Here is a 25,130-nt window from a genome sequence, read left to right on the forward strand (position 1 = left end):
TGGTCTGATGACTGCCACTCTCGTCGCCAAGGACCTCGCCGCCGGCCACGGCGAACGCACCCTCTTCGCCGGGCTCGACCTCGTCGTCGCCCCCGGCGACGTCATCGGCCTCGTCGGCGTCAACGGCGCCGGCAAGTCCAGCCTGCTGCGGCTGCTCGCCGGGCTCGACGCCCCGGAGGAGGGCGAGGTCCGGCTCTCGCCGCCCACCGCCACCGTCGGGCACCTCCCGCAGGAGCCCGAGCGGCGTGACGGCGAGACCGTGCGGGAGTTCCTGGCCCGCCGCACCGGCGTCGCCGCCGCCCAGGCCGCGATGGACGAGGCCACCCAGGGCCTCGTCGACGGCACCCCCGGTGCGGACGACGCGTACGCCACCACCCTGGAGCGCTGGCTGGACCTCGGCGGCGCCGACCTCGACGAGCGCGCCGAGGAGGTCGCCGCCTCCCTCGGCCTCACCGTCGGGCTCGACCAGCCGATGACCGGCCTCTCCGGCGGCCAGGCCGCCCGGGCCGGCCTCGCCTCCCTCCTCCTCTCCCGCTACGACGTCTTCCTCCTGGACGAGCCGACCAACGACCTCGACCTCGACGGCCTGGAGCGGCTGGAGGCCTTCGTGAAGGGGCTGCGGGCGGGCACCGTCGTCGTCAGCCACGACCGCGAGTTCCTCACCCGCACGGTCACCAAGGTCCTCGAACTCGACCTCGCCCAGCAGCAGATCACCCTCTACGGCGGCGGCTACGACGCCTACCTGGAGGAGCGGGCCACCGCCCGCCGGCACGCCCGCGAGGAGTACGAGGAGTACGCCGACAAGAAGTCCGCCCTGGAGAGCCGCGCGCTCATGCAGCGCAACTGGATGGACAAGGGCGTCCGCAACGCCCGCCGCAAGGCCACCGACAACGACAAGATCGGCCGCAAGCTGCGCGGCGAGTCCAGCGAGAAGCAGGCCGCGAAGGCCCGCCAGACCCAGCGCATGATCGAGCGCCTGGACGTGGTCGAGGAGCCCCGCAAGGAGTGGGAGCTGCGGATGGAGATCGCCGCCGCCCCCCGCTCCGGCGCCGTCGTCGCCACCCTCCGCGACGGCGAGGTCCGCCGCGGCGACTTCTCCTTCGGCCCCGTCACCCTCCAGATCGACTGGGCCGACCGGGTCGCCGTCACCGGCGCGAACGGCGCCGGCAAGTCCACCCTGCTCGCCGCCCTCCTCGGCCGCCTCCCGCTCGACTCCGGCCACGCCGCCCTCGGCTCCGGCGTCGTCGTCGGCGAGGTCGACCAGGCCCGCAGGCTCTTCCACGGCACCGAGACCCTCCTCGACGCCTTCTGCGCCGCCGTCCCGGACACCGAACCGGCCGACGTCCGCACCCTGCTCGCCAAGTTCGGCCTCAAGGCCGACCACGTGCTGCGCCCCGCCACCACCCTCTCCCCGGGCGAGCGGACCCGCGCCGCGCTCGCCCTCCTCCAGGGCCGGGGCGTCAACCTCCTCGTCCTCGACGAGCCGACCAACCACCTCGACCTGCCCGCCATCGAACAGCTGGAGTCCGCCCTCGACGCCTACGAGGGCACCCTGCTCCTGGTGACACACGACCGCCGCATGCTCGACGCGATCCGCGTCAACCGCCGCGTCGAGGTCGCCGACGGCAAGGTCACCGAAGTCTGATGGGCGCCGCCCCCGGGCGGGGCCCCGTCGAGGAGCGTCCGCCCGCCGTGGCCGCCCCCGGCGGGCGGCGGCCCGACGGCTTCCCGCGCCCCGCCCCGGAGGCCCCGCCCGGGCCCGGTGCGGTCCCCGACGCCCCGCGCGCCCTCGCGCCGGGGCTCCCCCCGACCCCGGAGGCGACCGCGGCGGCCACGCCGCGGTCGGCCACGGAGGACCCGGCCGCCGCCTTGCACGGCGGCGGACCGGGTCGTGAACTGTACGCGTACGGCCGTCCGCGGGACGGGGACGGCGCATTCCAGGAGGCACCATGACCGACGACAGCGTGACCCGGCTCCTCGCGATGCTGGACGACCTCGACGCGGACGTCGACGCCACGATCGACCTCGCCGACGAGATCGCGGCCGGCGGCGACCGGGCGCTGCTGCCGCGCCTGGAGTCCGAGCTGGACCGGGCCGTCGACGAGCGCAACGGCTACGCCCGCGAACTCCTCGGCGGGCTCGTGGCCGCGCTCGGCGGCCCCACCACCCTCCCGGTCCTCGTCCGCGCCTCCGCGGTCGACCTCGGCGACGACCAGGACGGCCTGGCGGCGGAGATCGTCGACCTGGTCCAGGCCGACCCGAAGACCGCCGAGAAGGTCCTGCGCCCGCTGACCGGCGACGACGACCTGACCGTGGCCAACCGCGCCGACTGGGCCCTGCGCTTCCTGCCGTAACCCCGGCCGGCTCCCCCGTGCCCGCACCCCGGCGGGGGAGGCGCCGCCCGTCCACCGCGCGCCGGAGGCCGTCGCCGGCTCGTGCGCGCGGTGCCCCGGTCCGTACGGGCGACGCCCCCGGTCCCGCCGCGCGGGCGGGAGCGGGGGCGTCGCGGCGGGGTGTCAGCGGCGCTTGCCGCCGCCCTCGCCGAAGAGGCCCGCCTTCCGGAGGGCGTCCGCCATCGCGCTGTTCGCCGGCGCGGGGGCCTGGCCGCGGCCCTGGCCCTGGTTCTGGCCCCGGCCCTGGCCGCCGCCCTGGCGTCCCTGGCCCCGGTCGCGGCCCTGGCCGCCCTGCCGCTGCTGCGGCGGCCGCCCGCCCCGCTCGCGCCGCGGGCCGCGCTCGCCGGAGCCGTCCTCCGCCGCCGCCTCGTCGTCCAGCCGCAGCGTCAGCGAGATCCGCTTGCGCGGGATGTCGACGTCGAGCACCTTCACCTTCACCACGTCACCCGGCTTCACCACGTCCCGCGGGTCCTTGACGAAGGTCTTCGACATGGCCGAGACGTGCACCAGACCGTCCTGGTGCACACCGACGTCCACGAACGCCCCGAACGCGGCCACGTTCGTCACCACGCCCTCCAGGACCATCCCGGACGCCAGGTCGCCGATCTTCTCGACGCCCTCCTTGAAGGTGGCCGTCCTGAAGGCGGGCCGCGGGTCCCGGCCCGGCTTCTCCAGCTCGCGCAGGATGTCGGTGACGGTCGGCAGACCGAAGGAGTCGTCGACGAAGTCGGCCGGCCGCAGCGACCGCAGCGTGCCGGTGTCGCCGATCAGCGCCGCGACCTCGCCGCCGGTGGTCTTCGCCATCCGCCGCACCACCGGGTACGCCTCCGGGTGCACCGCCGAGGCGTCCAGCGGGTCGTCGCCGCCCCGGATGCGCAGGAAGCCCGCGCACTGCTCGTACGCCTTCGGGCCGAGCCGGGCCACGTCCTTGAGCGCCCGGCGGGAGCGGAAGGGGCCGTGGGCGTCGCGGTGCGCCACGATGTTCTCGGCGAGGCCGGAGCTGATCCCGGAGACCCGCGAAAGCAGCGGCGCCGAGGCGGTGTTGACGTCCACGCCGACGCCGTTCACGCAGTCCTCGACGACCGCGTCGAGCGAGCGGGACAGCTTCGTCTCCGCGAGGTCGTGCTGGTACTGGCCGACGCCGATCGACTTCGGGTCGATCTTCACCAGCTCGGCCAGCGGGTCCTGGAGGCGGCGCGCGATGGACACCGCGCCGCGCAACGACACGTCCAGGTCCGGGAGTTCCTGGGAGGCGAAGGCGGAGGCCGAGTAGACCGAGGCGCCGGCCTCCGAGACCATCACCTTCGTCAGGTTCAACTCGGGGTGCTTGGCGAGGAGTTCGGCGGCGAGCCTGTCGGTCTCGCGGGAGGCCGTGCCGTTGCCGATGGCGACCAGCTCGACCGCGTGCTCCTTCGCCAGCCGCGCCAGCTTCGCCAGCGACTCGTCCCACCTGTTGGCCGGGACGTGCGGGTGGATCGTGTCGGTGGCGACGACCTTGCCGGTCGCGTCGACCACCGCCACCTTCACGCCGGTGCGGAAGCCGGGGTCGAGGCCCAGCGTCGCCCGGGTGCCGGCCGGGGCGGCCAGCAGCAGGTCCCGCAGGTTCGCCGCGAAGACCCGGACCGCCTCGTCCTCGGCGGCCGTCCGCAGCCGCAGCCGCAGGTCGATCCCGAGGTGCACCAGGATCCGGGTGCGCCAGGCCCAGCGGACCGTGTCCTGGAGCCACTTGTCGCCCGGACGCCCCCGGTCGGCGATGCCGAAGCGGCTCGCGACCATCGGCTCGTACGACGAGGGGCCGTCGGTGGCCTCCTCCGGCTCCAGCTCCAGGCTGAGCACGTCCTCCTTCTCGCCGCGCAGCATCGCGAGGATCCGGTGCGAGGGCAGCGCGGTGAACGGCTCGGCGAAGTCGAAGTAGTCGGAGAACTTCGCGCCCTCCTGCTCCTTGCCCTCCCGGACCCGGGCGACCAGCCGGCCCCGGCCCCACATCCGTTCGCGCAGCTCGCCGATGAGGTCGGCGTCCTCGGAGAACTTCTCGGTGAGGATCGCCCGCGCGCCCTCCAGGGCGGCCGCGGCGTCGGCGACGCCCTTGTCCGCGTCGACGAAGGCCGCCGCGGCGGCGGCCGGCTCCACCGACGGGTCGGCCAGCAGCCCCTCCGCCAGCGGCGCGAGGCCGGCCTCGCGGGCGATCTGCGCCTTGGTCCGCCGCTTCGGCTTGAACGGCAGGTAGATGTCCTCCAGGCGCGCCTTGGTGTCGGCGGCCAGGATGCGGGCCCGAAGCTCCTCGGTGAGCTTGCCCTGCTCGCGCACCGAGTCGAGCACGGCGGTCCGCCGGTCCTCCAGCTCCCGCAGGTAGCGCAGCCGCTCCTCCAGGGTGCGCAGCTGCGCGTCGTCGAGCATCTCGGTCGCTTCCTTGCGGTAGCGCGCGATGAACGGCACGGTGGAGCCGCCGTCGAGCAGCTCGACCGCCGCCTTGACCTGTCGCTCGCGTACGCCGAGCTCCTCGGCGATCCTTGCTTCGATGGACGTCGTCACCGTGTCCCGACCCGTCTGCTCGTACCACTGGCTTGCCCGTGCATTCTGCCGCGTCCGTCACCCGGACGCGGCAACCGGCCCGGTTCCGCGCGCCGGAGCCGGGCGCGGAACCGGGCCGGAGCCGGCGCCGGGGACGGTCAGCCCTTGCCGAGGAGGTCGGCGGGGAAGGCGCCCGCGCCCGCGGCGGTGATCAGCAGCCCCCGGCCCAGCTCGGTCAGCCGCGCGACGCCGGCCGCGCCGAGGTGCTCGTACGGCGCCGTGTCCAGGCGGTCCGTGGTCTCCTCCAGCTCCGCGCGCAGCCGGACGCCGCTCTCCGTCAGCTCGCCGTCCGCGTCGAGGATCCCGCGTCCGCGCAGCCGTTCCCGGGCGGCCTCCCAGTCGGCCCGGCCCCAGCCCCGGGTGCCGAGGACCCAGCGCGGCGCCATGCCCTTGCCGGTGGCGGTGTGGGAGACCAGCGCCTCGACCGGGTCGAGGCCGGCGGCGAGCAGGGCCGCCAGGTGGCCGTCGCCGCGGTGCTCGCGCAGCAGGGTCGCCGCGTGCCAGTAGGCGAGGTGCGGTTCCTCGGGCACCGGCAGGTCCGCGTTGGCCGCGTACAGCGGGCGGGCGTGCGGGGTGCACGCCGCGGCGGCCTCCAGCGCGAGCCCGGCGGCCTCGGCCAGCTCCGGGGAGGCGATCGTCTCCTCGCCGAGCAGCCGGCGCAGGGTGGCGTCGGCGGTCCGCAGCCGGGCGTCGAGGACGGCGGCGGGGGAGGCGGTCTCCCAGACGGCCGGCAGGTGCCGGGCGAGCAGCTCGGGGTTGTAGTTGTAGAAGGTCGCGGCGACCGGGCCCGGGCCGACGGCGCCGAGCGGGGCGCTGCGGGCGGCGAGCCGCATGGCGTTCGCGTCGGTGAAGCCGAGCGCGCCGAACTCCCGGTCCAGGTCCGGGGAGAAGTACAGCGTCGAGTGGATCGGGTTGAGGACGCCCTGGCAGTGGCGCCCGGCCTTCGGGGGCAGCGTGGTGGTCATGCCCCGAACCTAACCGACTGCTTGGTATGGAGGGAACCGCCGGCGTGCGCGGGGATGGCAGGAAAGGTGGGGTGCGCGTCCTTGCGGACGCCGCCGCGGGGCCCGAAGGATGGGGCCATGACCCCCCGCCCCGTCCTCGTCGTCCTCTTCGACGGCGTGCAGAGCCTCGACGTCACCGGCCCCGTCGAGGTCTTCCACGCCGCGGCATGGGCCTCGGGCGCGGACCGGGACCCGTACCCGATCCGTACCGCCTCCCTGGACGGCGGACCGCTCCGCACCAGCAGCGGCCTGCGGATCCTTCCCGACACGAGTCTCGACGAGGCCGTCGCCGACGGGCCCCCGCACACCCTCCTCGTCCCCGGCGGCGAGGGCACCCGGGGCGCCGCCCCGGAGCTCGTCGGCTGGCTGCGCGCCCACGGTCCGCGCGCCGAGCGGCTCGTCTCGGTCTGCACCGGGGCGCTGCGGCTCGCCGAGGCGGGCCTGCTCGACGGACACCGGGCCACCACCCACTGGATCGCCTGCGAGCACCTGGCCCGCCGCCACCCGGAGGTCGAGGTCGACCCCGACCCGATCTTCGTCAGGGACGGCCGGATCGCGACCTCCGCCGGGGTCACCGCGGGCATCGACCTGGCCCTCGCGCTGGTGGAGGAGGACCTGGGCCGGGAGGCGGCCCTCGCCATCGCCCGGCTGCTCGTGGTCTTCCTCCGCAGGCCCGGCAACCAGGCCCAGTTCAGCGCCCAGCTCGCCGCCCAGACCGCGCGCCGCGAACCGCTGCGCGACGTCCAGGCGTGGATCGCCGAGCACCCGGACGGGGACCTGTCGGTGGACCGGCTCGCCGCCCGCGCCCGGCTCTCGCCCCGCCACTTCGCCCGCGCCTTCCAGGCCGAGACCGGGGTCACCCCGGGCCGGTACGTCGACCGGATCCGCCTCGAACACGCCCGCAGGCTCCTGGAGGAGACCACCCGCGGCGTCGAGGAGGTCTCCCGCGCCGCCGGCTACGGCACCCCCGAGGCGATGCGCCGCGCCTTCGCCAGGGCGCTGGGCACCGCCCCCGCCGACTACCGCCGCCGTTTCCACGCACCCGTCACCGGACCCGCCAGCTGAGAGGGATCACACCCATGCAGATCGCCGTCCTGCTCTTCGAGGGCTTCACCACGCTCGACGCCGTCGGCCCGTACGAGATCCTCTCCCGGCTGCCCGGGGCGGAGACCGTCCTCGTCGCCAAGGAGCCCGGCCCGGTCCGCAACGACCAGGGCAGCCTCGCGCTCGTCGCCGACAGGTCCCTCGCCGAGGTCCCGCACCCGGACCTCGTCCTCGTCCCCGGCGGCCCCGAGACCCGGCGGGCCGCGCACGACCCGGAGATCCGGGAGTGGCTGCGCACCGCCGACTCCACCAGCACCTGGACCACCTCCGTCTGCACCGGCTCGCTGCTCCTCGCCGCCGCCGGGCTGCTCGACGGCCGCCGCGCCACCACCCACTGGCTGGCCTACGAGGAGCTGCGCGAGCTGGGCGTCGAGCCCACCGGCGAGCGGGTCGTCTTCGACGGCAAGTACGTGACCGCCGCCGGGGTCTCCTCCGGCATCGACATGGGACTGCACCTGTTCGGCCGGATCGCCGGCGACGACGCCGCCATGACCGTCCAGCTGCTCACCGAGTACGACCCCCAGCCGCCGTACGACGCGGGCTCCCCGCTCAAGGCCCCCGCCCACCTGGTGGAGCACTGGCGCGGCACGCGCACCGAGGAGCTCCCGCAGAGCCGATGAGCCTCAGAGCCCGTACGTGAAGCGGGGCGCCCGGCGTTCCAGGAAGGCGGCGACCCCCTCCGCGGTGTCGCCGCTGCCGCGCGCCCGCTCGGCCCAGTGCGCGTCCCGGTCGAGCCGCCCGTCGGCGAACTCCTTGGCCGCCGCCTGGGTGAGCAGCGAGCGGGAGGCGAGGATCCGGCAGAACTCCCCGACCCGCTTCGCCAGGCCCTCGGGCGGGTGCACCTCGTCCACGAAGCCGGTCCGCAGCGCCCGCTCGGTGTCGATCAGCTCGCCGGAGAAGAGCAGGTACTTGGCGGTGGCCGGGCCGACCAGGGCGGTCAGCCGCCGGGTGGAGGAGGAGGGGTAGACGATGCCGAGCTTCGCCGGGGTGATCCCGAAGCGGGCGCCCTCCGCGGCGAAGCGCAGGTCGCAGGCGCCGGCGAGCTGGCTGCCGCCGCCGACGCAGTAGCCGCGGACGGCGGCGAGGGTCGGCTTGGGGAAGGCGGCGAGCGCCTCCTCGGCGCGGACCGCCAGCGCCTGCTGTTCGTCGCCCGGTTCGTGCAGCGTCGAGATGTCGGCGCCGGCGCAGAAGGTGTCGCCCGCTCCGGTCAGCACGAGGACCCGGACGGCGGGGTCCGCGGCGAGGCGGCCGAGGACGGCGGGCAGCGCGCGCCACATGGCGGCGGTCATGGCGTTGCGCTTGGCGGGGTTGCTGATGACGAGGGTCGCGACCCCGTCCGTGACGCTGTCGACGAGCCGGGGCTCCACGGTCTCCATGGGCCGGATGCTATCCACCGGGGCCGAACGTACGATCGGCGAGGGGGTCGTCAGGCAGCCGCGAGGAGGCACGATGGCCAGGAAGACCCGGGACGAGACGAGCGATCCCGTGCGCGAGACGGCCCGCGAGGGCAAGCGGCTCGGACGGAGCTTCGGCTGGCTGGCCGCGCTCGGCGTGATCCTCGTGATCTGCGGCGTGATCGGGTTGGTCTACACGGGGCTCGCCACCCTGACCTCCATGTGGCTCTTCGGCTGGCTGCTGCTGGTCGGCGGCCTGGTGGGCCTCCTCCAGGCCTTCCAGTCGCGGGGCACCAGCTACTTCTGGCTGGCGGCGGTGGTCGCGGCGGTGAACCTCGCGGCCGGCTGCGTGGTCCTGCGCCACCCGGAGGGCTCCGCCGAGGCGCTGACGATGTTCGCCGCCCTGCTCTTCCTCACCGGCGGGGTCTTCCGGCTGGTCGGCAGCGTGGTGGTGCGCGGCCCGCAGTTCGGCTGGACCCTGATCCAGGGCGCCTTCGGGGTGCTCCTGGGCCTGCTGGTCCTCTTCGACTGGCCGGACAGCAGCCGGTACGTCATCGGCTGCTTCTTCTCGCTCGCGCTGCTCTTCGACGGCCTCGGCCTGATCGCGGTCGGCGTCGGCGGCCGGCGGATCGTCGGCCTGGTGACTCCGCAGCCCGAACCGGCCAAGGAACCGGCCCCGACCACCCCGACGGAAAACGCACAGGATCAGTCGAACAACTGACGTCGGCATGCTCCATCGATCAGAAGGCGGCCGATAAGTGTCGACTTCTGGTCAGTAGGTCGGGAGACCCCTCCGGATTGCCAAGACTCCCCGTGTGGCGAGAATCGAGCACGAGGGTGGGAACCGGATCATGGATGCCCGCGGAGGTGTCCCCGCCCGGCCACCGTCCTACGAAGGAGTCTGGCGCTTCACCGCTCCCGCGGTCGACGTCTCCGTCCCCCAGGCCCGGCACGCGGTACGCGACCTGCTGGCCCGCCAGGGAGTCCCGGTCCACGAGGACATCCGGCACGGGCTGCTGCTGATCGTCTCCGAGCTGGTCACCAACGCCGTGCGGCACGCGGCGCTGCTCTCCCCGGAGATAGCGGTCGAGGTCGCCATCGGGCCGGAGTGGGTCCGGGTGTCCGTCGAGGACAACCACCCCTACCGGCCCAAGGCGCTGGAGGCGGACTACGGCCAGACCGGCGGCCGGGGACTGCTCCTGGTCAAGGAGATCGCCCTGGAGGCGGGCGGCGCCTGCGACGTCGAGCACACCGCGGGCGGCGGGAAGATCATCTGGGCGGCGCTGCCCCTGGCCCCGATGGCACCGGGGCCGGGGACGGCGGACGGCCGGGTCACCAGCCCCCGGCAGGACCCGTCAGCTCCCTGATGGCCGGGCGCGCCGCGTCGAGCACCGTCATGAACCAGGCGGAGAACGGCGCGGCCGCGTGGCGCTCGGCCAGCTCGGCCGGCGTGACGAAGGCGTACTCCCCGATCTCCTCCGGGTCCGGCTTCGGGGTGGCCTGCACCAGGCCGACGAAGAGGTGGTTGAACTCCTGCTCCACCAGGCCCGACGCCGGGTCGGGGTGGTTGTAGCGGACCGTGCCGGCCTCGCCCATCAGGGTGGGGGAGACGCCCAGCTCCTCGAAGGTGCGCCGGGCGGCCGCCGCGAAGGGCGCCTCGCCCGGGTAGGGGTGACCGCAGCAGGTGTTGGACCAGACGCCGGGGGAGTGGTACTTGCCGAGCGCCCGGCGCTGGAGCAGCAGCCGGCCCTCCTCGTCGAAGAGGAAGACCGAGAAGGCGCGGTGCAGCCGCCCGGGGGCCTGGTGGGCGGCGAGCTTCTCCGCCGTGCCGATGGTGTTCCCGGCCTCGTCGACCAGTTCCAGCATGATCGGCTCCGGGGTGGCGGACGGCTCCGCGCCGTCCGACGCGAGCTGAGACGCAAGCCCCGGCGCGATCTCGGCCGTGGTGCCCTGTGTGGTCGGCATACCCATCCTTCGCTTCGGTCCTCGGCCCCTGGGGGCGACCCCAGTCTGCCGTACAAAAGCGGCTTGTCCGCACTTCGTCGGCCGGAGCCCGCCGCTCCCACCGCACCGGAGTACACCGGCGCGGGGGAGCGGCGGGGCCGGGGGAGGGCCGTCAGGGGCAGGTCAGACCCCGAAAGCCGCCGGATAGGCGATGGTCCCCGACGGCACCGGCCCGGAACCGTCCAGGACGAGGGCCATCATCGCGTCGTCCGGAACCTCGAAACCTGGCTTGATTCCATACTCGGACGCCCGTACGAAGCCGAACCGGGGGTAGTACTCCGGATGGCCCAGCACGAGGACCAGCCGCTCGCCGGCCAGCCGCGCCGCGTCGAGCACCGCCCGGGTGACGGCCTGACCGGCGCCCGTCCGCTGGTGCTCCGGCGCCACCGACACCGGCGCGAGCGCCGCCGCCGGCGCTCCGGCCACCCGGCAGCGGGTGATCAGCGCGTGCGCGGCGACCGAGCCGTCCGGGGCCTCGGCGACCACCGAGAGCCCCGGCAGCCAGGCGTCCGGGTCGGTGCGCAGGGCGTCGACCAGGTCCGCCTCGGCCGGCGACCCGAAGGCCGCCCCGGTCAGCCGGCGGACCGCCGCGCGGTCGCCCTCCCGCTCGGCGCGGGTGGGCCAGCGGGGGTCGGCCGGGCGGAGCACCAGGCCCGCGTAGCCGTAGTCGCCGCCGTGGGCGCGGCGCAGCGTGATCTCGGCCCGGGCGGCCGCCACGGCCTCGGCCATGCCCGGCGCCGAGGTGTCGGCGGCGTCGGCGTGCGCGGCGAGCGGGACGTAGTACTCGTCCCAGTCGCCGTCGGGCTGGGTGAAGGTGCCCAGCACGTGGTACCCGGCGCCGACCGCGGCGGCGGACAGCTCCGGGACGGTGCGCAGCGGATAGTGCTCGTCCCAGAAGGCGCGGGCCTCCCCGGAGGGCGTGCCGGTGGTCCACACGCACTCGGTGAGGACCAGGGTGCCCCCCGGCGCCAGCAGCCGGCGCCACTCGGCGAGCGCCCGGTCGAAGCCGATCACGAAGACCGAGCTCTCGGCCCAGACCAGGTCGAAGGAGCCGTCGGGGAAGGGCAGTGCGCCCATGTCGCCGCGGACCGCGCGGACCGCGTCGCCGAGACCGCGCGCGGCGGCCGCCGCCCGCAGCTCGTCGAGGAACGGCTCGTGGGTGTCGACGGCGGTCACCTCGGCGCCCGCCTCGGCGGCCAGGAGCAGCGCGGAGCGGCCCGGGCCGCAGCCCAGGTCGAGCACGCGCGGACGCGCGGGGAGCCGGCCCGCGAGCGCGAGGAGCCGGCGGGTGGTGTCGTCGGAGCCCGGGCCCTGCCGCGGCAGGCCGTGGTGCAGGGCGAAGAAGGCGTCGTGGGACGCGGAGGCGTTCTGGATGTCGTTGTCGGACAACGTGGAAACCCTTGGTGTGAAAGGGTCCCGGCCGACGACGTGACGGACCGGTGGGAGAACCGGGATCAGGTCAGCCGGAGACCCGGGAGCTGAGGCTGGACCGGGTGCGGCCGCGCGGGGCGGCCTCCTTCGCGACGGTCATCTACCTCAGCTCCTCTCACGCACGTGTTCGTACGGCGAGCCTAGCAGCCGGGGCCCGGCCGTCCCGGCCGGGCGGCGCTCACAGGCAGAGCTTGGCCTCGTGCTCGGCGTGCCCGGCCGGCTCCAGCTGGAAGGTGCAGTGCTCCACGTCGAAGTGGTCGCCCAGGCAGCCCTGGAGGTCGTGGAGCATCTTCTCGTGGCCGACCGAGTCCAGCGCCCCCGCGTCCACCACCACGTGGGCGGAGAGCACCGGCATCCCCGAGGTGATCGTCCAGGCGTGCAGGTCGTGCACGTCCTCGACGCCCGGCAGGGCCAGGATGTGCGCCCGCACCTCCGCCATGTCCACGCCCTTCGGCGCCGCCTCCAGGAGCACGTCCAGCGTCTCGCGCAGCAGCTTCACCGTGCGCGGCACGATCATCAGGCCGATGACCAGGGAGGCGATCGGGTCGGCGTACTGCCAGCCGGTCGCCAGGATGATCGCGGCGGAGACGATCACGGTCACCGAGCCGAGCGCGTCGGCCATCACCTCCAGATAGGCGCCGCGGACGTTCAGGCTCTCCTTCTGGCCCCGCATGAGCAGCGACAGCGAGACGACGTTCGCCACCAGGCCGACCACCGCGAAGGCGATGGCGAGCCCGCCCTTGGTCTCGGCCGGCTCCATGAACCGCTGGACCGCCTCGTACAGCACGTACCCGCCGACGCCGAGGAGCAGCAGGCAGTTGGCGAGCGCCGCCAGGATCTCCGCCCGGGCGAAGCCGAAGGTGCGGTTCCCGGACGGCGGCCGGTTGGCGAAGTGGATCGCGAGCAGCGCCATCGCCAGGCCGATCGCGTCGGTCGCCATGTGCGCCGCGTCGGCGATCAGCGCGAGCGAGTCCGCGACGAGGCCGCCGACGATCTCGACCACCATCACGGAGAGCGTGATCCCGAGCGCGATCCGCAACCGGCTCCGGTACGCGGCCCCCGCGGTGCCGGTCGGCGGCGTCCCCCCGTGGCTGTGCCCGTGGTCGTGTCCAGCCCCCATGACATGGCCTCCCAAGTCCTGTTCCGTCGGTGCCCCGAGACGTCAGTGAACTACGGGTGGGGGGTATGTGCAACACGGTACTGAACACCGTTGTCATTGCTCTGACCTGCGACGATGCCCTGCGTGCCGCCATTCGTGCGATCACCTGCCGGAATGCCCTCCGAGCCCTTGCGGGCACCGGTTTGGAGGCCGGGCCGCCGATCACCGATGATGATCACGCGGAGCCCCGCCCACCCCGGCGGCGAGGGGCGGACCGGGGGGAGTCCGGTGCGCGAAGCCTCGGTGAACTCGCGCTCCGTCCATCCGATAGCCTCAGCCGACGTGCCGCCGCCCGGTGCCGGGCCGCACCGTCGCGCCCGGGACCGTCAGGCCCCGCCGGCCCCCCTGCCCGTCCCAAGGAGTGAGTTCGTCTGTCGACCGCCATCCTCACCGGCCCGCCGGCACCCGGATCCTCGCTCGACGGTGATCTGCGGTCGCTCGGCTTCCACGTCCGCTGGGCCACCGGCGCCGAGGAGGCCCGCGCCCTCCTGGACGCGGTCCCCGCGGGCGAGCGCGTCGCCCTCGTCGACTCCCGCTTCGTCGGCCACCGGCACGCCCTGCGGCTCGCGCTGACCGACCCCCGCTTCCCGGCCGCGGCCGTGCCCGGCGCGCTCGCCGCGCAGCCCGAGGCCCGCCCGGCCCTCGCCCGCGCGCTGACCGCCGCCCCGGGCGCCCCCGAGTCCGCCGACGGCCTCGCCGGAACCCTCGCCGACGCCCTCGACGCCGACGGCGTCGCCGTGCACCGGCCCGCCCTCGGCACCCTCGTCGCCGCCGTCCCCGCCGACGCCGCGGCCGCCCACGAGGCCCGTGCCGCCGTCGCCGCCGTCGACGACGAGGCCGTCCGCCTCCGCTCCGCGGTGAAGGCCCACGACGGCTTCTTCACCACCTTCTTCATCAGCCCCTACTCGCGGTACATCGCCCGCTGGTGCGCCCGCCGGGGCCTCACCCCCAACCAGGTCACCACCGCCTCGCTGCTCACCGCCCTGATCGCGGCCGGCTGCGCGGCCACCGGCGAACGCGGCGGCTACATCGCCGCCGGCGTCCTCCTGCTCGTCTCCTTCGTCCTGGACTGCACCGACGGGCAGCTCGCCCGGTACGCGCTCAAGTACTCGACGATGGGCGCCTGGCTCGACGCCACCTTCGACCGGGCCAAGGAGTACGCCTTCTACGCCGGCCTCGCCCTCGGCGCGGCCCGCGACGGCGACGACGTCTGGACCCTCGCGCTCGCCGCCATGGTCGTCATGACCTGCCGGCACGTCGTGGACTTCTCCTTCAACGAGTCGAACGTCGCCGACACCGCGGCGGCGGGCTCCACCGCGAAGACCAGCCTGGCCCTCTCCAGCAGGCTCGACGGCGTCGGCTGGACCGTCTGGGCCCGGCGCATGATCATCCTGCCGATCGGCGAGCGCTGGGCGATGATCGCCGTCCTCACCGCCGCCACCAGCCCCCGGACCGTCTTCTGGGCACTGATCGCCGGCTGCTCCTTCGCCGCCTGCTACACCACCGCCGGCCGGGTGCTGCGCTCGGTGAAGCGGCGCGGCCCGCGCACCGACCGCGCCGCCCGGGCCCTGGCCGAGCTCGCGGACTCCGGCCCGCTCGCGCTCCTGGTCGCCCGGATCACCCGCCGCCTCCCCGCGCCCGCCCCGCTCGCGGCCCTCCTCGGCGCCGCCCTGATGATCTCCGTCGCGGCCACCGCCCCGGTCGGGAGCTGGGCCACCGTCGGCGCCGCGGGCGGTTACGCGGCCCTCGCCGGGATCGCCGTCGCCCGCCCCCTCAAGGGCCCCCTCGACTGGTTCGTCCCGCCGCTCTTCCGCGCCGCCGAGTACACCACCGTGCTGCTGCTGGCCGCCCGCTCGGACGTGCCGCAGGCCGTCCCCGCGGCGTTCGGCCTGGTCGCGGCGGTCGCCTACCATCACTACGACACGGTGTACCGCATTCGCGGCGGCACCGGCGCGCCGCCCGCCTGGCTGGTGCGGATCACCGGCGGACACGAGGGGCGCACGCTCCTGGTGACCGTCCTCGCCGCCCTCCTGGCGGACCGCGGCGACGACTTCACCACGGCGCTGACGGCCCTGGCCGGCGCGCTCGCCCTCGTGGTGCTCGTGGAGTCCATCCGCTTCTGGGTCTCCTCCGGAGCGCCCGCTGTTCATGACGAAGGAGAAACAGCATGATCGGCCTCGTTCTGGCAGCCGGTGCCGGACGGCGACTGCGCCCCTACACCGACACCCTCCCGAAGGCCCTCGTGCCCGTGGACGGCGACACCACCGTCCTCGACCTCACGCTGAAGAACTTCGCCGAGGTCGGCCTCACCGAGGCCGCGATCGTCGTCGGCTACCGCAAGGAGGCCGTCTACGCCCGCAAGGCCGAGCTGGAGGCGACGTACGGCCTCTCCCTCACCCTGATCGACAACGACAAGGCCGAGGAGTGGAACAACGCCTACTCCCTGTGGTGCGCCCGCGAGGTCCTGAAGCGCGGGGTGATCCTCGCCAACGGCGACACCGTGCACCCGGTCTCCGTCGAGAAGACGCTGCTCGCCGCCCGCGGCGAGGGCAAGCGGATCATCCTCGCCCTCGACACGGTGAAGTCGCTCGCCGACGAGGAGATGAAGGTCGTCGCCGACGGAGCCGCCGGCGTCCGGAAGATCACGAAGCTGATGGACCCGGCCGACGCGACCGGCGAGTACATCGGCGTCACCCTCATCGAGGCCGAGGCCGCCGAGGAGCTCGCCGACGCACTGAAGGCCACCTTCGAGCGCGACCCCGACCTCTACTACGAGGACGGCTACCAGGAGCTCGTGAACCGCGGCTTCACCGTCGACGTCGAGCCCATCGGCGAGGTCTCCTGGGTCGAGATCGACAACCACGACGACCTCGCCAAGGGCCGGGAGATCGCGTGCCGGTACTGACCCGACTGATCCCGTCGCCGGTCGTCGTCGACATCCGCCGGGGCGCGCTGGAGGGACTCTCCGCGCTCATGGCGGACGAGAGGATCTCCAGCAACGGCAAGATCGCCGTCGCGATCAGCGGCGGGTCCGGGCTCAAGCTGCGCGACCGGTTCGCCGACGAGCTGCCGGGCGCCGACTGGTACACCGTCGACGGCGGCACCATCGACGCCGCCGTGCGGCTGGCCGACGCCATGCGCGGCAAGCGGTACGACGCCGTGGTCGCGCTCGGCGGCGGCAAGATCATCGACGTGACGAAGTACGCGGCGGCCCGGGTCGGCCTGCCGCTGGTCGCCATCGCCACCAACCTCTCGCACGACGGCCTGTGCTCGCCGGTGTCCACCCTGGACAACGACAACGGGCGCGGCTCCTACGGGGTGCCCACCCCGATCGCGCTGGTCATCGACCTCGACGTGATCCGGGACGCCCCGGTCCGCTTCGTCCGCTCCGGCATCGGCGACGCGGTCTCCAACCTCTCCGCCCTCGCGGACTGGGAGCTCTCCCACCGGGAGACCGGCGAGAAGATCGACGGCCTCGCCGCCGCCATGGCCCGCAGCGCGGGCGAGGCGGTGCTCCGGCACCCCGGCGGCGTCGGCGACGACGACTTCCTCGTCACCCTCTCCGAAGGCCTGGTGATGTCCGGCATCGCCATGTCGATCAGCGGCGACACCCGGCCCTCCTCGGGCGCCTGCCACGAGATCAGCCACGCCTTCGACCTGCTCTACCCGGCCCGCGCCGCCAGCCACGGCGAGCAGTGCGGGCTCGGCGCGGCCTTCGCGATGCACCTGCGCGGTGCCCGCGAGGAGTCCGGCGCGATCGTGGAGACCCTGCGCCGGCACGGCCTGCCCGTGCGGCCGGAGGAGATGGGCTTCACGGTCGACGAGTTCGTGCGGGCGGTCGACTTCGCCCCGCAGACCCGGCCCGGCCGCTTCACCATCCTGGAACACCTCGACCTCTCCACCGACCAGATCAGGGACGCGTACGCCGACTATGCCCAAGCCATCGGTAGCTGAACTCCGCCCCGTCGTCCACCCGCCGGGCGTCAAGGACCGGCGGAGCGGCGAGCACTGGGGCGGCCGCCTCTACATGCGGGAGATCTCGCTCCGCATCACCCGCCAGCTGGCGAACACCAGGGTCACGCCCAACCAGCTGACCTACCTGATGACGCTCTTCGGCGTGCTCGCCGCCCCGGCGCTCCTCGTGCCGGGGGTCTGGGGCGCGGTCCTCGGCGTCGTCGCCGTGCAGATGTACCTGCTGCTCGACTGCGTCGACGGCGAGCTGGCCCGCTGGAAGAAGCAGTACTCGCTGGCCGGCGTCTACCTGGACCGGGTCGGCGCCTACCTGTGCGACGCGGCCGTGCTCGTCGGCTTCGGCCTGCGCGCCGCCGACCTCTGGGGCGAGGGCCGGATCGACTGGCTGTGGGCCTTCCTCGGCACCCTGGCCGCGCTCGGCGCCATCCTGATCAAGGCCGAGACCGACCTGGTCGGCGTCGCCCGCCACCAGAACGGGATGCCCCCGGTCAAGGAGGCGGCCTCGGAGCCGCGCTCCTCCGGCATGGCGCTGGCCCGCCGGGCCGCCGGAGCGCTCAAGTTCCACCGGCTGATCCTCGGCATCGAGGCCTCCCTGCTGATCCTGGTGCTGGCCTTCGTCGACCAGGCGCGGGGCGACCTCTTCGCCTCCCGGCTCGGCGTCGCGGTCCTCGCGGGCATCGCCCTGCTCCAGACCGTCCTGCACCTCGTCTCGATCCTGGCGTCCAGCAGACTGAAGTGAGGAGGGCCGGCCGTGGCTCCCGCGTCACCGGCCGGTCACCGGGATGGCGTACGGTGTGGCGACCCGATCGGTCGCCCGCCGGCCGTCCGACATCGTGGTAATCCGACGTGCCGCACATCTTGAACACGAAAGTTTCGACTGTGAGTGACATTCACCAGGGCGGGGCGGTCGCGATGAGCGCGCCCCCGTCCTCCGTCGACGAGGGCCTGGCCCCGGGCGACCTCGCCGCCAAGTACGGCCTGTCCGTCAGCGGCGCCCGGCCCGGACTGTTCGAGTACGTCCGCGAGCTGTGGAGCCGACGCCACTTCATCCTGGCGTTCTCCTCGGCGAAGCTGACCGCCCAGTACAGCCAGGCCAAGCTCGGCCAGATCTGGCAGGTGGCGACCCCGCTGCTCAACGCCCTGGTCTACTACCTGATCTTCGGGCTGATCCTGGGCGCGGGCCGCGGCATGAGCAAGGAGGTCTACATCCCCTTCCTCGTGACCGGCATCTTCGTCTTCACCTTCACCCAGAACTCGGTCATGGCGGGCGTCCGCGCGATCTCCGGCAACCTCGGCCTCGTCCGGGCCCTGCACTTCCCGCGCGCCACCCTCCCGATCAGCTTCTCGCTCCAGCAGCTCCAGCAGCTGCTCTTCTCGATGATCGTGCTCGCCGCGGTCGCGATCGCCTTCGGCAGCTACCCCTCGCTCAGCTGGCTGCTGCTGGTCCCGGCGCTCCTCCTCCAGTTCGTCTTCAACGTCGGCCTCGCGATGGTCATGGCCCGGGCGGGCTCCAAGACCCCCGACCTCGCCCAGCTGATGCCCTTCGTCATGCGGACCTGGATGTACGCCTCGGGCGTCATGTTCTCGATCCCCGTGATGCTGGAGGACAAGCCGGCCTGGATCGCGGACATCCTCATGTACAACCCGGCGGCGGTCTACATGGACCTCGTGCGCTTCGCCCTCATCGACGGCTACGCCGCCTCGAACCTGCCCGCCCACGTCTGGGCCACCGCCCTCGGCTGGGCGCTGCTCTTCGGCATCGGCGGCTTCGTCTACTTCTGGAAGGCCGAGGAGAGGTACGGACGTGGCTGACACCTCCCAGAACCCGCTGGCGCCCACCGTCATCTGCGACGACGTCCACATCGTCTACCGGGTCAACGCCGGCGGCGGCGGCAAGGGCAGCGCCACCGCGGCCCTCAGCCGGATCATCGGCAAGGGCAAGGCCGAGGTCACCCGGGGCGTGCGCAAGGTGCACGCGGTCCGCGGCGTCACCTTCACCGCCTACCGGGGCGAGGCCATCGGCCTGATCGGCACCAACGGCTCGGGCAAGTCCACCCTGCTGCGCGCCATCGCCGGCCTGCTCCCCACCGAGAGCGGCAAGGTCTACACCGACGGCCAGCCCTCGCTCCTCGGCGTCAACGCGGCCCTGATGAACGACCTCACCGGCGAGCGCAACGTCATCCTCGGCGGCCTCGCCATGGGCATGAGCCGCGAGGAGGTCCAGACGCGGTATCAGGACATCGTCGACTTCTCCGGGATCAACGACAAGGGCGACTTCATCAGCCTGCCCATGCGGACCTACTCCTCCGGCATGGGCGCCCGGCTCCGCTTCGCCATCGCCGCCGCCAAGAACCACGACGTGCTCCTCATCGACGAGGCGCTCGCCACCGGCGACCGCAAGTTCCAGATCCGGTCCGAGGCGCGCATCCGCGAGCTGCGCAAGGAGGCCGGCACGGTCTTCCTGGTCAGCCACAGCAACAAGTCCATCCGGGACACCTGCGACCGGGTGCTCTGGCTGGAGAAGGGCCAGCTCCTGATGGACGGCCCGACCGACGAGGTCCTCAAGGCGTACGAGCGCGAGACCGCCCGCTGAGTTCCGCGCCGCACCCCCGCCGCAGCGCCCCCCCCCCACCGGCGGGGGCGCTTCCGGTTTTCGCCGGTCGGGACCGGACGCGGAATGTTCATGCGGTCAACATCGGGCAGGATGAGCCCATGGCAGGGATCTCGGGCGGAAAGAACTACCACCACGGCGACCTGCGCAACGCCCTGATCCGCGCGGCCGTCGACCTCGCCACCGAAGGCGGTCCCGAGCGGGTCGTCCTGCGCGAGGCGGCCCGCCGCGTCGGCGTCTCGCCCACCGCGGCCTACCGGCACTTCGACGGACGCGGCGAACTGCTCCGCACCGTCCGCGCCCACGCCCGGGCCCGGCTCGCCGAGGCCATGGAGCGGGCCGCCGCCCGCGAGCCGGGCGCCGACGACCCCGCACTCGCCGCCGAGCGCCGCCTCGCCGCCCTCTGCCGCGGCTACGTCGGCTTCGCCGTCGAGCACCCCGGCCTCTACCGCGCCGCCTTCTGCGCCGGTCGGCCCGCCCCGGGGGAGCCGCCCGCCCTCGTCCCCGCGCCCCCGGAGCCCGAGATCCGGGCCTTCACCCTCCTGAGGGAGAGCCTGGAGGCGCTGGACCGGACCGGCGGCCGCCGGCCCGCCGCCGGGGCCGCCGCCTGGTCGGCCGTGCACGGCCTCTCGCTGCTCCTCCTGGAAGGCCCGCTGCGCCGGCTCTCCGCGCGGCGGCGCGACGACGTCGTCGAGACCACCCTCGCCATGGTCGTCTCCGGGGCCCGCACCCGGTGACCCCGCGGCGGTCCCCGCATCGCCACTGGTCAGCCCCGCCCCGGCGGCCCGACCCGGCAGCAGACCCCCCGAATGGCGACATCCCTCGTACAACGTAAGCTGTACCGGTCTGATCAACACCGTCCCCAGCGCCCCCGGGAGTGCCCGGCGGGCGCGTGCTCCGTGCGCGGCGGCGTGTCCGAAATAGGATGGATTGGATCGGCAGTGTAGAACGGGAGATATGACGGCCATGACGCAGAATCTCCAGCTTCACGTGGGTGTCGCCGTCCCCGCGCCGGGTGCCGCCCGGTGACGGCTCCCCGGCACGTGCGCGCCGACGAACCCTCGCGCACCACACTCGGCAAGGCCGCGGACGAGAACTTCCCCGTGGCCCCCTTCTTCCTGCCCCGTGACTGGCGCGAGGACCTCATGGCCGTCTACGGCTACGCCCGCCTCGTCGACGACATCGGCGACGGAGACCTCGCCCCCGGCGGCGCCGACGCCTTCGGCCTCGGGCCCGGCGCCGGCCCGCTCCCCCTCCTCGACGCCCTGGAGGAGGACCTCCACCGGGTCTTCGACGGCACCCCCCGCCACCCGCTGCTGCGCGCCCTCCGGCCCACCGTCCGGCGCCGCGGTCTCACCCCCGGCCCGTTCCTCGGCCTGATCCAGGCCAACCGCCAGGACCAGCTGGTCAGCCGGTACGAGACGTACGACGACCTCCTCGCCTACTGCGAGCTCTCCGCCAACCCCGTCGGCCGGCTCGTCCTCGGCATCACCGGCACCGCCACCCCCGAGCGGATCCGCCGCTCCGACGAGATCTGCACCGCCCTCCAGATCGTCGAGCACCTCCAGGACGTTGCCGAGGACCTCGCCCGCGACCGGATCTACCTCCCGGCCGAGGACCTCAAGCGCTTCCACGTCACCGAGGAGGAGCTCGCCCGGCCCACCGCCGGCGCCGCCGTCCGCTCCCTCGTCGCCTTCCAGGCCGAGCGCGCCCGCGCCCTGCTCCACGCCGGCCTGCCGCTCGTCGGCAGCGTCCACGGCCGCCTGCGCCTGCTCCTGGCCGGCTTCGCCGGCGGCGGACTCTCCGCGCTCGACGCCATCGCCGCCGCCGGCTTCGACGTCCTCGCCGGACCGCCGAAGCCCACCAAGCCGAGTCTGGCGCGCCGGGCGGGAGCGGTCCTGCTCCGGGCGCGCGGAGAGGGGGGAACGTGACCGTGGAGGAACTGACCCGGCCGTCCGCGCCGGTACAGGCCGCGTACAGCTACTGCGAGGCCGTCACCGGACAGCAGGCCCGCAACTTCGCCTACGGCATCCGCCTGCTGCCCGCCGACAAGCGCCAGGCCATGTCGGCCCTGTACGCCTTCTCCCGGCGGGTCGACGACATCGGCGACGGCACCCTCGCCCCCGAGGAGAAGCACGAGCGCCTGGAGACCACCCGGGCCCTGCTCGACCGGGTCCGCAAGGGCGACGTCGCCGAGGACGACACCGACCCCGTCGCGGTCGCCCTCGCCGACTCCGCCCGCCGCTTCCCGATCCCGCTCGAAGGGCTCGACGAGCTGATCGACGGCGTCCTCATGGACGTCCGCGGCGCCACCTACCGCACCTGGGACGACCTCAAGGTCTACTGCCGCTGCGTCGCCGGCGCCATCGGCCGGCTCTCCCTCGGCGTCTTCGGCACCCAGCCCGGCGCCGCCGGGTCCGAACGCGCCGCCGAGTACGCCGACACCCTCGGCCTCGCGCTCCAGCTCACCAACATCCTCCGCGACGTCCGCGAGGACGCCGGCAACGGCCGCACCTACCTGCCCGCCGAGGACCTCGCCCGCTTCGGCTGCCAGGACGGCTTCCGCTCGGCCGCCCCCGCGCCCGGCGCCGACTTCGCCGGCCTCGTCCACTTCGAGGTCCGCCGGGCCCGCGCCCTCTTCGCCGAGGGCTACCGCCTGCTGCCGATGCTCGACCGGCGCAGCGGCGCCTGCGTCGCCGCCATGGCCGGCATCTACCGCCGGCTCCTCGACCGCATCGAGCGCGACCCCGGAGCCGTGCTCCGCGGCCGGGTCTCGCTCCCCGGCCCCGAGAAGGCGTACGTCGCCGTCCGCGGCCTCTCCGGCTTCGACGCCCGCCACATCGCCCGCCACACCGTCAGGAGGCAGGGCTGATGCCCCCCGCAGGCCCGCACGAGGGCGCCGGGAGCACCCGCCCGGGCGCGGACGGCGCCGCTCCGGAGGCCGCCGCGCCGCCCGCCGGCGCGGCCCGGCCGGGCACGCGGCCCGGGCGGGACGACGGCCGGGGCCCCGGCGGCGCGCGCCCGCACGCCGTCGTCGTCGGGGGCGGGCTCGCCGGCATCACCGCCGCGCTCCGGCTCGCCGACGCCGGCGTCGCCGTCACGCTCCTCGAAGGACGGCCCCGGCTCGGCGGCCTCGCCTTCTCCTTCCGGCGCGGCGACCTCACCGTCGACAACGGCCAGCACGTCTACCTGCGCTGCTGCACCGCCTACCGCTGGTTCCTCGACCGCGTCGACGGCGCCCGCCTCGCCCCCCTCCAGGACCGGCTCGACGTGCCCGTCCTCGACGTCGCTCACCCCCGCGGCCCCCGCCTCGGCCGGATCCGCCGCGACCCGCTGCCGGTCCCCTTCCACCTGGCCCGCAGCCTCGCCACGTACCCCCACCTCTCCCTCGCCGAGCGGGCCTCCGTCGGCCGCGCCGCCCTCGCCCTCAAGAAGCTCGACCCCGCCGACCCGGCCCTCGACGGCATCGACTTCGCCACCTGGCTCGGCCGGCACGGCCAGTCCCCCCGCGCCATCGAGGCCCTGTGGGACCTGGTCGGCATCCCCACCCTCAACGCCCCCGCCCCGGACGCCTCCATGGGGCTCGCCGCCATGGTCTTCAAGACCGGGCTGCTCACCGACCCCGGCGCCGCCGACATCGGCTGGGCCCACGTGCCGCTCGGCCACCTCCACGACACCCTCGCCGGCAAGGCCCTCGACGGGCTCGGCGTACGGACCCTGCTGCGCACCAAGGCCGAGCGGATCTCCCGCGCCGACGACGGCCGCTGGACCGTCGAGGTGCCCGGCGAGACCCTCGACGCCGACGCCGTCGTCCTCGCCGTGCCGCAGACCGAGACCCACGGCCTGCTCCCCGAGGGCGCCCTCGACGACGCCGACCGGCTCCTCGACATCGGCACCGCGCCCATCCTCGACCTGCACGTCGTCTACGACCGCAAGGTGCTGAGGCGGCCCTTCTTCACCGCCCTCGGCTCCCCGGTCCAATGGGTCTTCGACCGCACGGAGTCCTCGGGACTCACCGGCGGCGGCCAGTACCTGGCCGTCTCGCAGTCCGCCGCCCAGGACGAGATCGACGAGCCCGTCGCCGCGCTCCGCGCGCGCTACCTTCCGGAGCTGGAGCGGCTGTTGCCCGCCGCCCGCGGCGCCGGGGTGCGCGACTTCTTCGTCACCCGCGAGCGGACCGCGACCTTCGCCCCCACACCGGGAGTGGGGCGCCTGCGCCCCGGCGCCCGCACCCGTGCGCCCGGCCTCTACCTGGCCGGCGCCTGGACCGCCACCGGCTGGCCCGCGACCATGGAGGGTGCCGTCCGAAGCGGCTTCAGCGCCGCCGGCGCCGCGCTCTCCGCCTTCGGCCGCCGCCACGACCACCCGCTGCAGGAGGCGGCATGAGTGTGATCACAGGAACTAGAGGAGAGACCGTGCCGACCGTGCCCCCGGGGACCCCGGCCGTCGACACCGCGGACGTGACCGCCCTGCTGGAGAGGGGCCGGACCCTGTCCACCCCCGTCATGCGGGCGGCCGTCGCCCGGCTCGCACCGCCCATGGACACCGTGGCCGCCTACCACTTCGGCTGGATCGACGCCCAGGGCAACCCCACCGACGCCGACAGCGGGAAGGCCGTGCGCCCCGCGCTCGCCCTGCTCTCCGCCGAGGCCGCCGGGGCCGCGCCCGAGGTCGGCGTCCCCGGCGCCGTCGCCGTCGAACTCGTGCACAACTTCTCGCTCCTCCACGACGACCTGATGGACGGCGACGAGCAGCGCCGCCACCGCGACACCGTGTGGAAGGTGTTCGGCCCCGCCCAGGCGATCCTGGTCGGCGACGCGCTCTCCGCCCTCGCCAACGAGATCCTCCTGGAGCTCGGCACCGTCGAGGCCGGCCGCGCCACCCGCCGGCTGACCACCGCCAACCGCAAGCTCATCGACGGCCAGGCCCAGGACATCTCCTACGAGCACCGCGAGCGGGTCACCGTCGAGGAGTGCCTGGAGATGGAGGGCAACAAGACCGGCGCCCTCCTCGCCTGCGCCGTCTCCATCGGCGCCGTCCTCGGCGGGGCCGACGACCGCACCGCCGACAAGCTGGAGGAGTACGGCCACCACCTGGGCCTCGCCTTCCAGGCCGTCGACGACCTCCTCGGCATCTGGGGCGACCCGGACGCCACCGGCAAGCAGACCTGGAGCGACCTGCGGCAGCGGAAGAAGTCGCTGCCGGTCGTCGCCGCCCTCGCGGCCGGCGGGGAGGCGTCCGAGCGGCTCGGCCGGCTGCTCGCCGAGGACGCCAAGTCCACCGCCTTCGACTCCTTCTCCGAGGAGGACTTCGCCTACCGCGCCGCCCTCATCGAGGAGGCCGGCGGTCGCGAGTGGACCGCCGAGGAGGCCCGCCGTCAGCACGGGAAGGCCCTCCGCGCCCTGCACGAGGTCGACATGCCCGCCCGGGTGCGCGACCAGCTGATCGCCCTCGCCGACTTCGTCGTCGTACGGAAGAAATGATCAT

23 protein-coding genes are annotated in these 25,130 nt (G+C 74.4%); 17 read left to right on the forward strand and 6 right to left on the reverse strand.

Features of this window, described 5'->3' with window-relative positions:
- Positions 1–7 precede the first annotated feature (7 nt).
- The gene (locus ACFW6A_RS11090; RefSeq protein ID WP_351845404.1) at positions 8–1,645 is read left to right on the forward strand and encodes an ABC-F family ATP-binding cassette domain-containing protein; all 1,638 of its coding nucleotides are present in this window, start codon (positions 8–10) and stop codon (positions 1,643–1,645) included.
- A 304-nt stretch (positions 1,646–1,949) separates the two neighbouring features.
- Positions 1,950–2,354, forward strand: a complete 405-nt coding sequence (locus tag ACFW6A_RS11095) for a hypothetical protein (RefSeq protein WP_351855831.1) — start codon at positions 1,950–1,952, stop codon at positions 2,352–2,354.
- A gap of 162 nt (positions 2,355–2,516) precedes the next feature.
- Here ACFW6A_RS11095 and ACFW6A_RS11100 read toward each other — a convergent pair whose 3' ends face one another.
- Positions 2,517–4,925: a Tex family protein gene (locus ACFW6A_RS11100; RefSeq protein WP_351855828.1), complete on the reverse strand. Its 2,409-nt coding sequence runs from the start codon at positions 4,923–4,925 to the stop codon at positions 2,517–2,519.
- Positions 4,926–5,062: 137 nt separating this feature from the next.
- Positions 5,063–5,929 (reverse strand): hypothetical protein, encoded by an 867-nt coding sequence (locus ACFW6A_RS11105; RefSeq protein ID WP_386482298.1) that lies wholly within the window; start codon positions 5,927–5,929, stop codon positions 5,063–5,065.
- A gap of 117 nt (positions 5,930–6,046) precedes the next feature.
- Here ACFW6A_RS11105 and ACFW6A_RS11110 point away from each other — a divergent pair, with 117 nt between their 5' ends.
- Both ACFW6A_RS11110 and ACFW6A_RS11115 read left to right on the forward strand, forming a co-directional pair.
- On the forward strand, positions 6,047–7,033 hold the full coding sequence (locus tag ACFW6A_RS11110) for a GlxA family transcriptional regulator (protein ID WP_386639966.1): 987 nt from the start codon (positions 6,047–6,049) through the stop codon (positions 7,031–7,033).
- A 14-nt stretch (positions 7,034–7,047) separates the two neighbouring features.
- Complete coding sequence (locus tag ACFW6A_RS11115) at positions 7,048–7,692, forward strand: DJ-1/PfpI family protein (RefSeq protein ID WP_351855820.1); 645 nt, start codon at positions 7,048–7,050, stop codon at positions 7,690–7,692.
- Positions 7,693–7,695: 3 nt separating this feature from the next.
- On the opposite strand, the gene ACFW6A_RS11120 is transcribed toward ACFW6A_RS11115, so the two are convergent.
- On the reverse strand, positions 7,696–8,448 hold the full coding sequence (locus ACFW6A_RS11120) for an enoyl-CoA hydratase/isomerase family protein (RefSeq protein WP_386639970.1): 753 nt from the start codon (positions 8,446–8,448) through the stop codon (positions 7,696–7,698).
- A gap of 73 nt (positions 8,449–8,521) precedes the next feature.
- Here ACFW6A_RS11120 and ACFW6A_RS11125 point away from each other — a divergent pair, with 73 nt between their 5' ends.
- Together ACFW6A_RS11125 and ACFW6A_RS11130 are read left to right on the forward strand one after the other, a co-directional pair.
- The gene (locus ACFW6A_RS11125; protein ID WP_386639973.1) at positions 8,522–9,187 is read left to right on the forward strand and encodes an HdeD family acid-resistance protein; all 666 of its coding nucleotides are present in this window, start codon (positions 8,522–8,524) and stop codon (positions 9,185–9,187) included.
- Positions 9,188–9,317: 130 nt separating this feature from the next.
- A complete protein-coding gene (locus ACFW6A_RS11130) occupies positions 9,318–9,833 on the forward strand; it encodes an ATP-binding protein (protein WP_351855812.1) in 516 nt (171 codons plus the stop codon).
- Here the strand turns inward: ACFW6A_RS11130 and idi are convergent.
- The 3 genes from idi to ACFW6A_RS11145 form a co-directional block, all read right to left on the reverse strand.
- Positions 9,799–10,431, reverse strand: coding sequence for an isopentenyl-diphosphate Delta-isomerase (gene idi / locus ACFW6A_RS11135; protein ID WP_386482309.1), 633 nt, complete (start codon positions 10,429–10,431; stop codon positions 9,799–9,801). The two genes, ACFW6A_RS11130 and idi, sit on opposite strands and share 35 nt — an antisense overlap.
- A gap of 162 nt (positions 10,432–10,593) precedes the next feature.
- The gene (locus tag ACFW6A_RS11140; RefSeq protein WP_386639976.1) at positions 10,594–11,859 is read right to left on the reverse strand and encodes a GNAT family N-acetyltransferase; all 1,266 of its coding nucleotides are present in this window, start codon (positions 11,857–11,859) and stop codon (positions 10,594–10,596) included.
- A gap of 220 nt (positions 11,860–12,079) precedes the next feature.
- Positions 12,080–13,021, reverse strand: a complete 942-nt coding sequence (locus ACFW6A_RS11145) for a cation diffusion facilitator family transporter (RefSeq protein WP_351855809.1) — start codon at positions 13,019–13,021, stop codon at positions 12,080–12,082.
- Between the two features lie 410 nt (positions 13,022–13,431).
- Here ACFW6A_RS11145 and ACFW6A_RS11150 point away from each other — a divergent pair, with 410 nt between their 5' ends.
- From ACFW6A_RS11150 to ACFW6A_RS11200, 11 genes are all read left to right on the forward strand, one after another.
- Positions 13,432–15,231, forward strand: a complete 1,800-nt coding sequence (locus ACFW6A_RS11150; protein WP_386640004.1) for a DUF5941 domain-containing protein — start codon at positions 13,432–13,434, stop codon at positions 15,229–15,231.
- A complete protein-coding gene (locus tag ACFW6A_RS11155) occupies positions 15,228–15,965 on the forward strand; it encodes a phosphocholine cytidylyltransferase family protein (protein WP_351855808.1) in 738 nt (245 codons plus the stop codon). Before ACFW6A_RS11150 ends, ACFW6A_RS11155 begins: the two co-directional genes overlap by 4 nt.
- Positions 15,953–17,014, forward strand: coding sequence for an iron-containing alcohol dehydrogenase family protein (locus ACFW6A_RS11160; protein WP_043228316.1), 1,062 nt, complete (start codon positions 15,953–15,955; stop codon positions 17,012–17,014). The genes ACFW6A_RS11155 and ACFW6A_RS11160 overlap by 13 nt, the downstream gene beginning before the upstream one ends.
- The gene (locus ACFW6A_RS11165) at positions 16,992–17,771 is read left to right on the forward strand and encodes a CDP-alcohol phosphatidyltransferase family protein (RefSeq protein WP_351855806.1); all 780 of its coding nucleotides are present in this window, start codon (positions 16,992–16,994) and stop codon (positions 17,769–17,771) included. The genes ACFW6A_RS11160 and ACFW6A_RS11165 overlap by 23 nt, the downstream gene beginning before the upstream one ends.
- A gap of 173 nt (positions 17,772–17,944) precedes the next feature.
- Positions 17,945–18,844 carry an ABC transporter permease gene (locus ACFW6A_RS11170; protein WP_351855836.1) on the forward strand — a complete coding sequence of 300 codons (900 nt, stop codon included), beginning with the start codon at positions 17,945–17,947 and terminating at the stop codon, positions 18,842–18,844.
- Positions 18,837–19,625, forward strand: coding sequence for an ABC transporter ATP-binding protein (locus ACFW6A_RS11175; RefSeq protein WP_351855803.1), 789 nt, complete (start codon positions 18,837–18,839; stop codon positions 19,623–19,625). Before ACFW6A_RS11170 ends, ACFW6A_RS11175 begins: the two co-directional genes overlap by 8 nt.
- 119 nt (positions 19,626–19,744) lie before the next feature.
- Entirely contained in the window at positions 19,745–20,380 is a 636-nt protein-coding gene (locus ACFW6A_RS11180; protein WP_351855801.1) for a TetR/AcrR family transcriptional regulator, read from the forward strand.
- Between the two features lie 288 nt (positions 20,381–20,668).
- Positions 20,669–21,574: a squalene synthase HpnC gene (hpnC, locus tag ACFW6A_RS11185; RefSeq protein ID WP_386639979.1), complete on the forward strand. Its 906-nt coding sequence runs from the start codon at positions 20,669–20,671 to the stop codon at positions 21,572–21,574.
- Positions 21,575–21,576: 2 nt separating this feature from the next.
- Positions 21,577–22,515 carry a presqualene diphosphate synthase HpnD gene (gene hpnD / locus ACFW6A_RS11190; protein WP_386482857.1) on the forward strand — a complete coding sequence of 313 codons (939 nt, stop codon included), beginning with the start codon at positions 21,577–21,579 and terminating at the stop codon, positions 22,513–22,515.
- Positions 22,515–24,029: a hydroxysqualene dehydroxylase HpnE gene (gene hpnE, locus ACFW6A_RS11195; protein ID WP_386639981.1), complete on the forward strand. Its 1,515-nt coding sequence runs from the start codon at positions 22,515–22,517 to the stop codon at positions 24,027–24,029. The genes hpnD and hpnE overlap by 1 nt, the downstream gene beginning before the upstream one ends.
- Complete coding sequence (locus tag ACFW6A_RS11200; protein WP_351855399.1) at positions 24,026–25,126, forward strand: polyprenyl synthetase family protein; 1,101 nt, start codon at positions 24,026–24,028, stop codon at positions 25,124–25,126. Before hpnE ends, ACFW6A_RS11200 begins: the two co-directional genes overlap by 4 nt.
- The last annotated feature ends 4 nt before the right edge of the window (positions 25,127–25,130 follow it).

Source organism: Streptomyces sp. NPDC058758 (genome assembly GCF_042746075.1).
Classification (GTDB): Bacteria; Actinomycetota; Actinomycetes; order Streptomycetales; family Streptomycetaceae; genus Streptomyces.

Bases quoted from the DNA above. Each gene is read 5' to 3' on its own strand.
- ACFW6A_RS11090 (WP_351845404.1), top strand. From the start codon at position 8: ATGACTGCCACTCTCGTCGCCAAGGACCTCGCCGCCGGCCACGGCGAA.
- ACFW6A_RS11095 (WP_351855831.1), top strand. From the start codon at position 1,950: ATGACCGACGACAGCGTGACCCGGCTCCTCGCGATGCTGGACGACCTC.
- ACFW6A_RS11105 (WP_386482298.1), bottom strand. From the start codon at position 5,929: ATGACCACCACGCTGCCCCCGAAGGCCGGGCGCCACTGCCAGGGCGTC.
- ACFW6A_RS11110 (WP_386639966.1), top strand. From the start codon at position 6,047: ATGACCCCCCGCCCCGTCCTCGTCGTCCTCTTCGACGGCGTGCAGAGC.
- ACFW6A_RS11115 (WP_351855820.1), top strand. From the start codon at position 7,048: ATGCAGATCGCCGTCCTGCTCTTCGAGGGCTTCACCACGCTCGACGCC.
- ACFW6A_RS11120 (WP_386639970.1), bottom strand. From the start codon at position 8,448: ATGGAGACCGTGGAGCCCCGGCTCGTCGACAGCGTCACGGACGGGGTC.
- ACFW6A_RS11125 (WP_386639973.1), top strand. From the start codon at position 8,522: ATGGCCAGGAAGACCCGGGACGAGACGAGCGATCCCGTGCGCGAGACG.
- ACFW6A_RS11130 (WP_351855812.1), top strand. From the start codon at position 9,318: ATGGATGCCCGCGGAGGTGTCCCCGCCCGGCCACCGTCCTACGAAGGA.
- idi (WP_386482309.1), bottom strand. From the start codon at position 10,431: ATGCCGACCACACAGGGCACCACGGCCGAGATCGCGCCGGGGCTTGCG.
- ACFW6A_RS11145 (WP_351855809.1), bottom strand. From the start codon at position 13,021: ATGGGGGCTGGACACGACCACGGGCACAGCCACGGGGGGACGCCGCCG.
- ACFW6A_RS11155 (WP_351855808.1), top strand. From the start codon at position 15,228: ATGATCGGCCTCGTTCTGGCAGCCGGTGCCGGACGGCGACTGCGCCCC.
- ACFW6A_RS11165 (WP_351855806.1), top strand. From the start codon at position 16,992: ATGCCCAAGCCATCGGTAGCTGAACTCCGCCCCGTCGTCCACCCGCCG.
- ACFW6A_RS11170 (WP_351855836.1), top strand. From the start codon at position 17,945: ATGAGCGCGCCCCCGTCCTCCGTCGACGAGGGCCTGGCCCCGGGCGAC.
- ACFW6A_RS11180 (WP_351855801.1), top strand. From the start codon at position 19,745: ATGGCAGGGATCTCGGGCGGAAAGAACTACCACCACGGCGACCTGCGC.
- hpnE (WP_386639981.1), top strand. From the start codon at position 22,515: ATGCCCCCCGCAGGCCCGCACGAGGGCGCCGGGAGCACCCGCCCGGGC.
- ACFW6A_RS11200 (WP_351855399.1), top strand. From the start codon at position 24,026: ATGAGTGTGATCACAGGAACTAGAGGAGAGACCGTGCCGACCGTGCCC.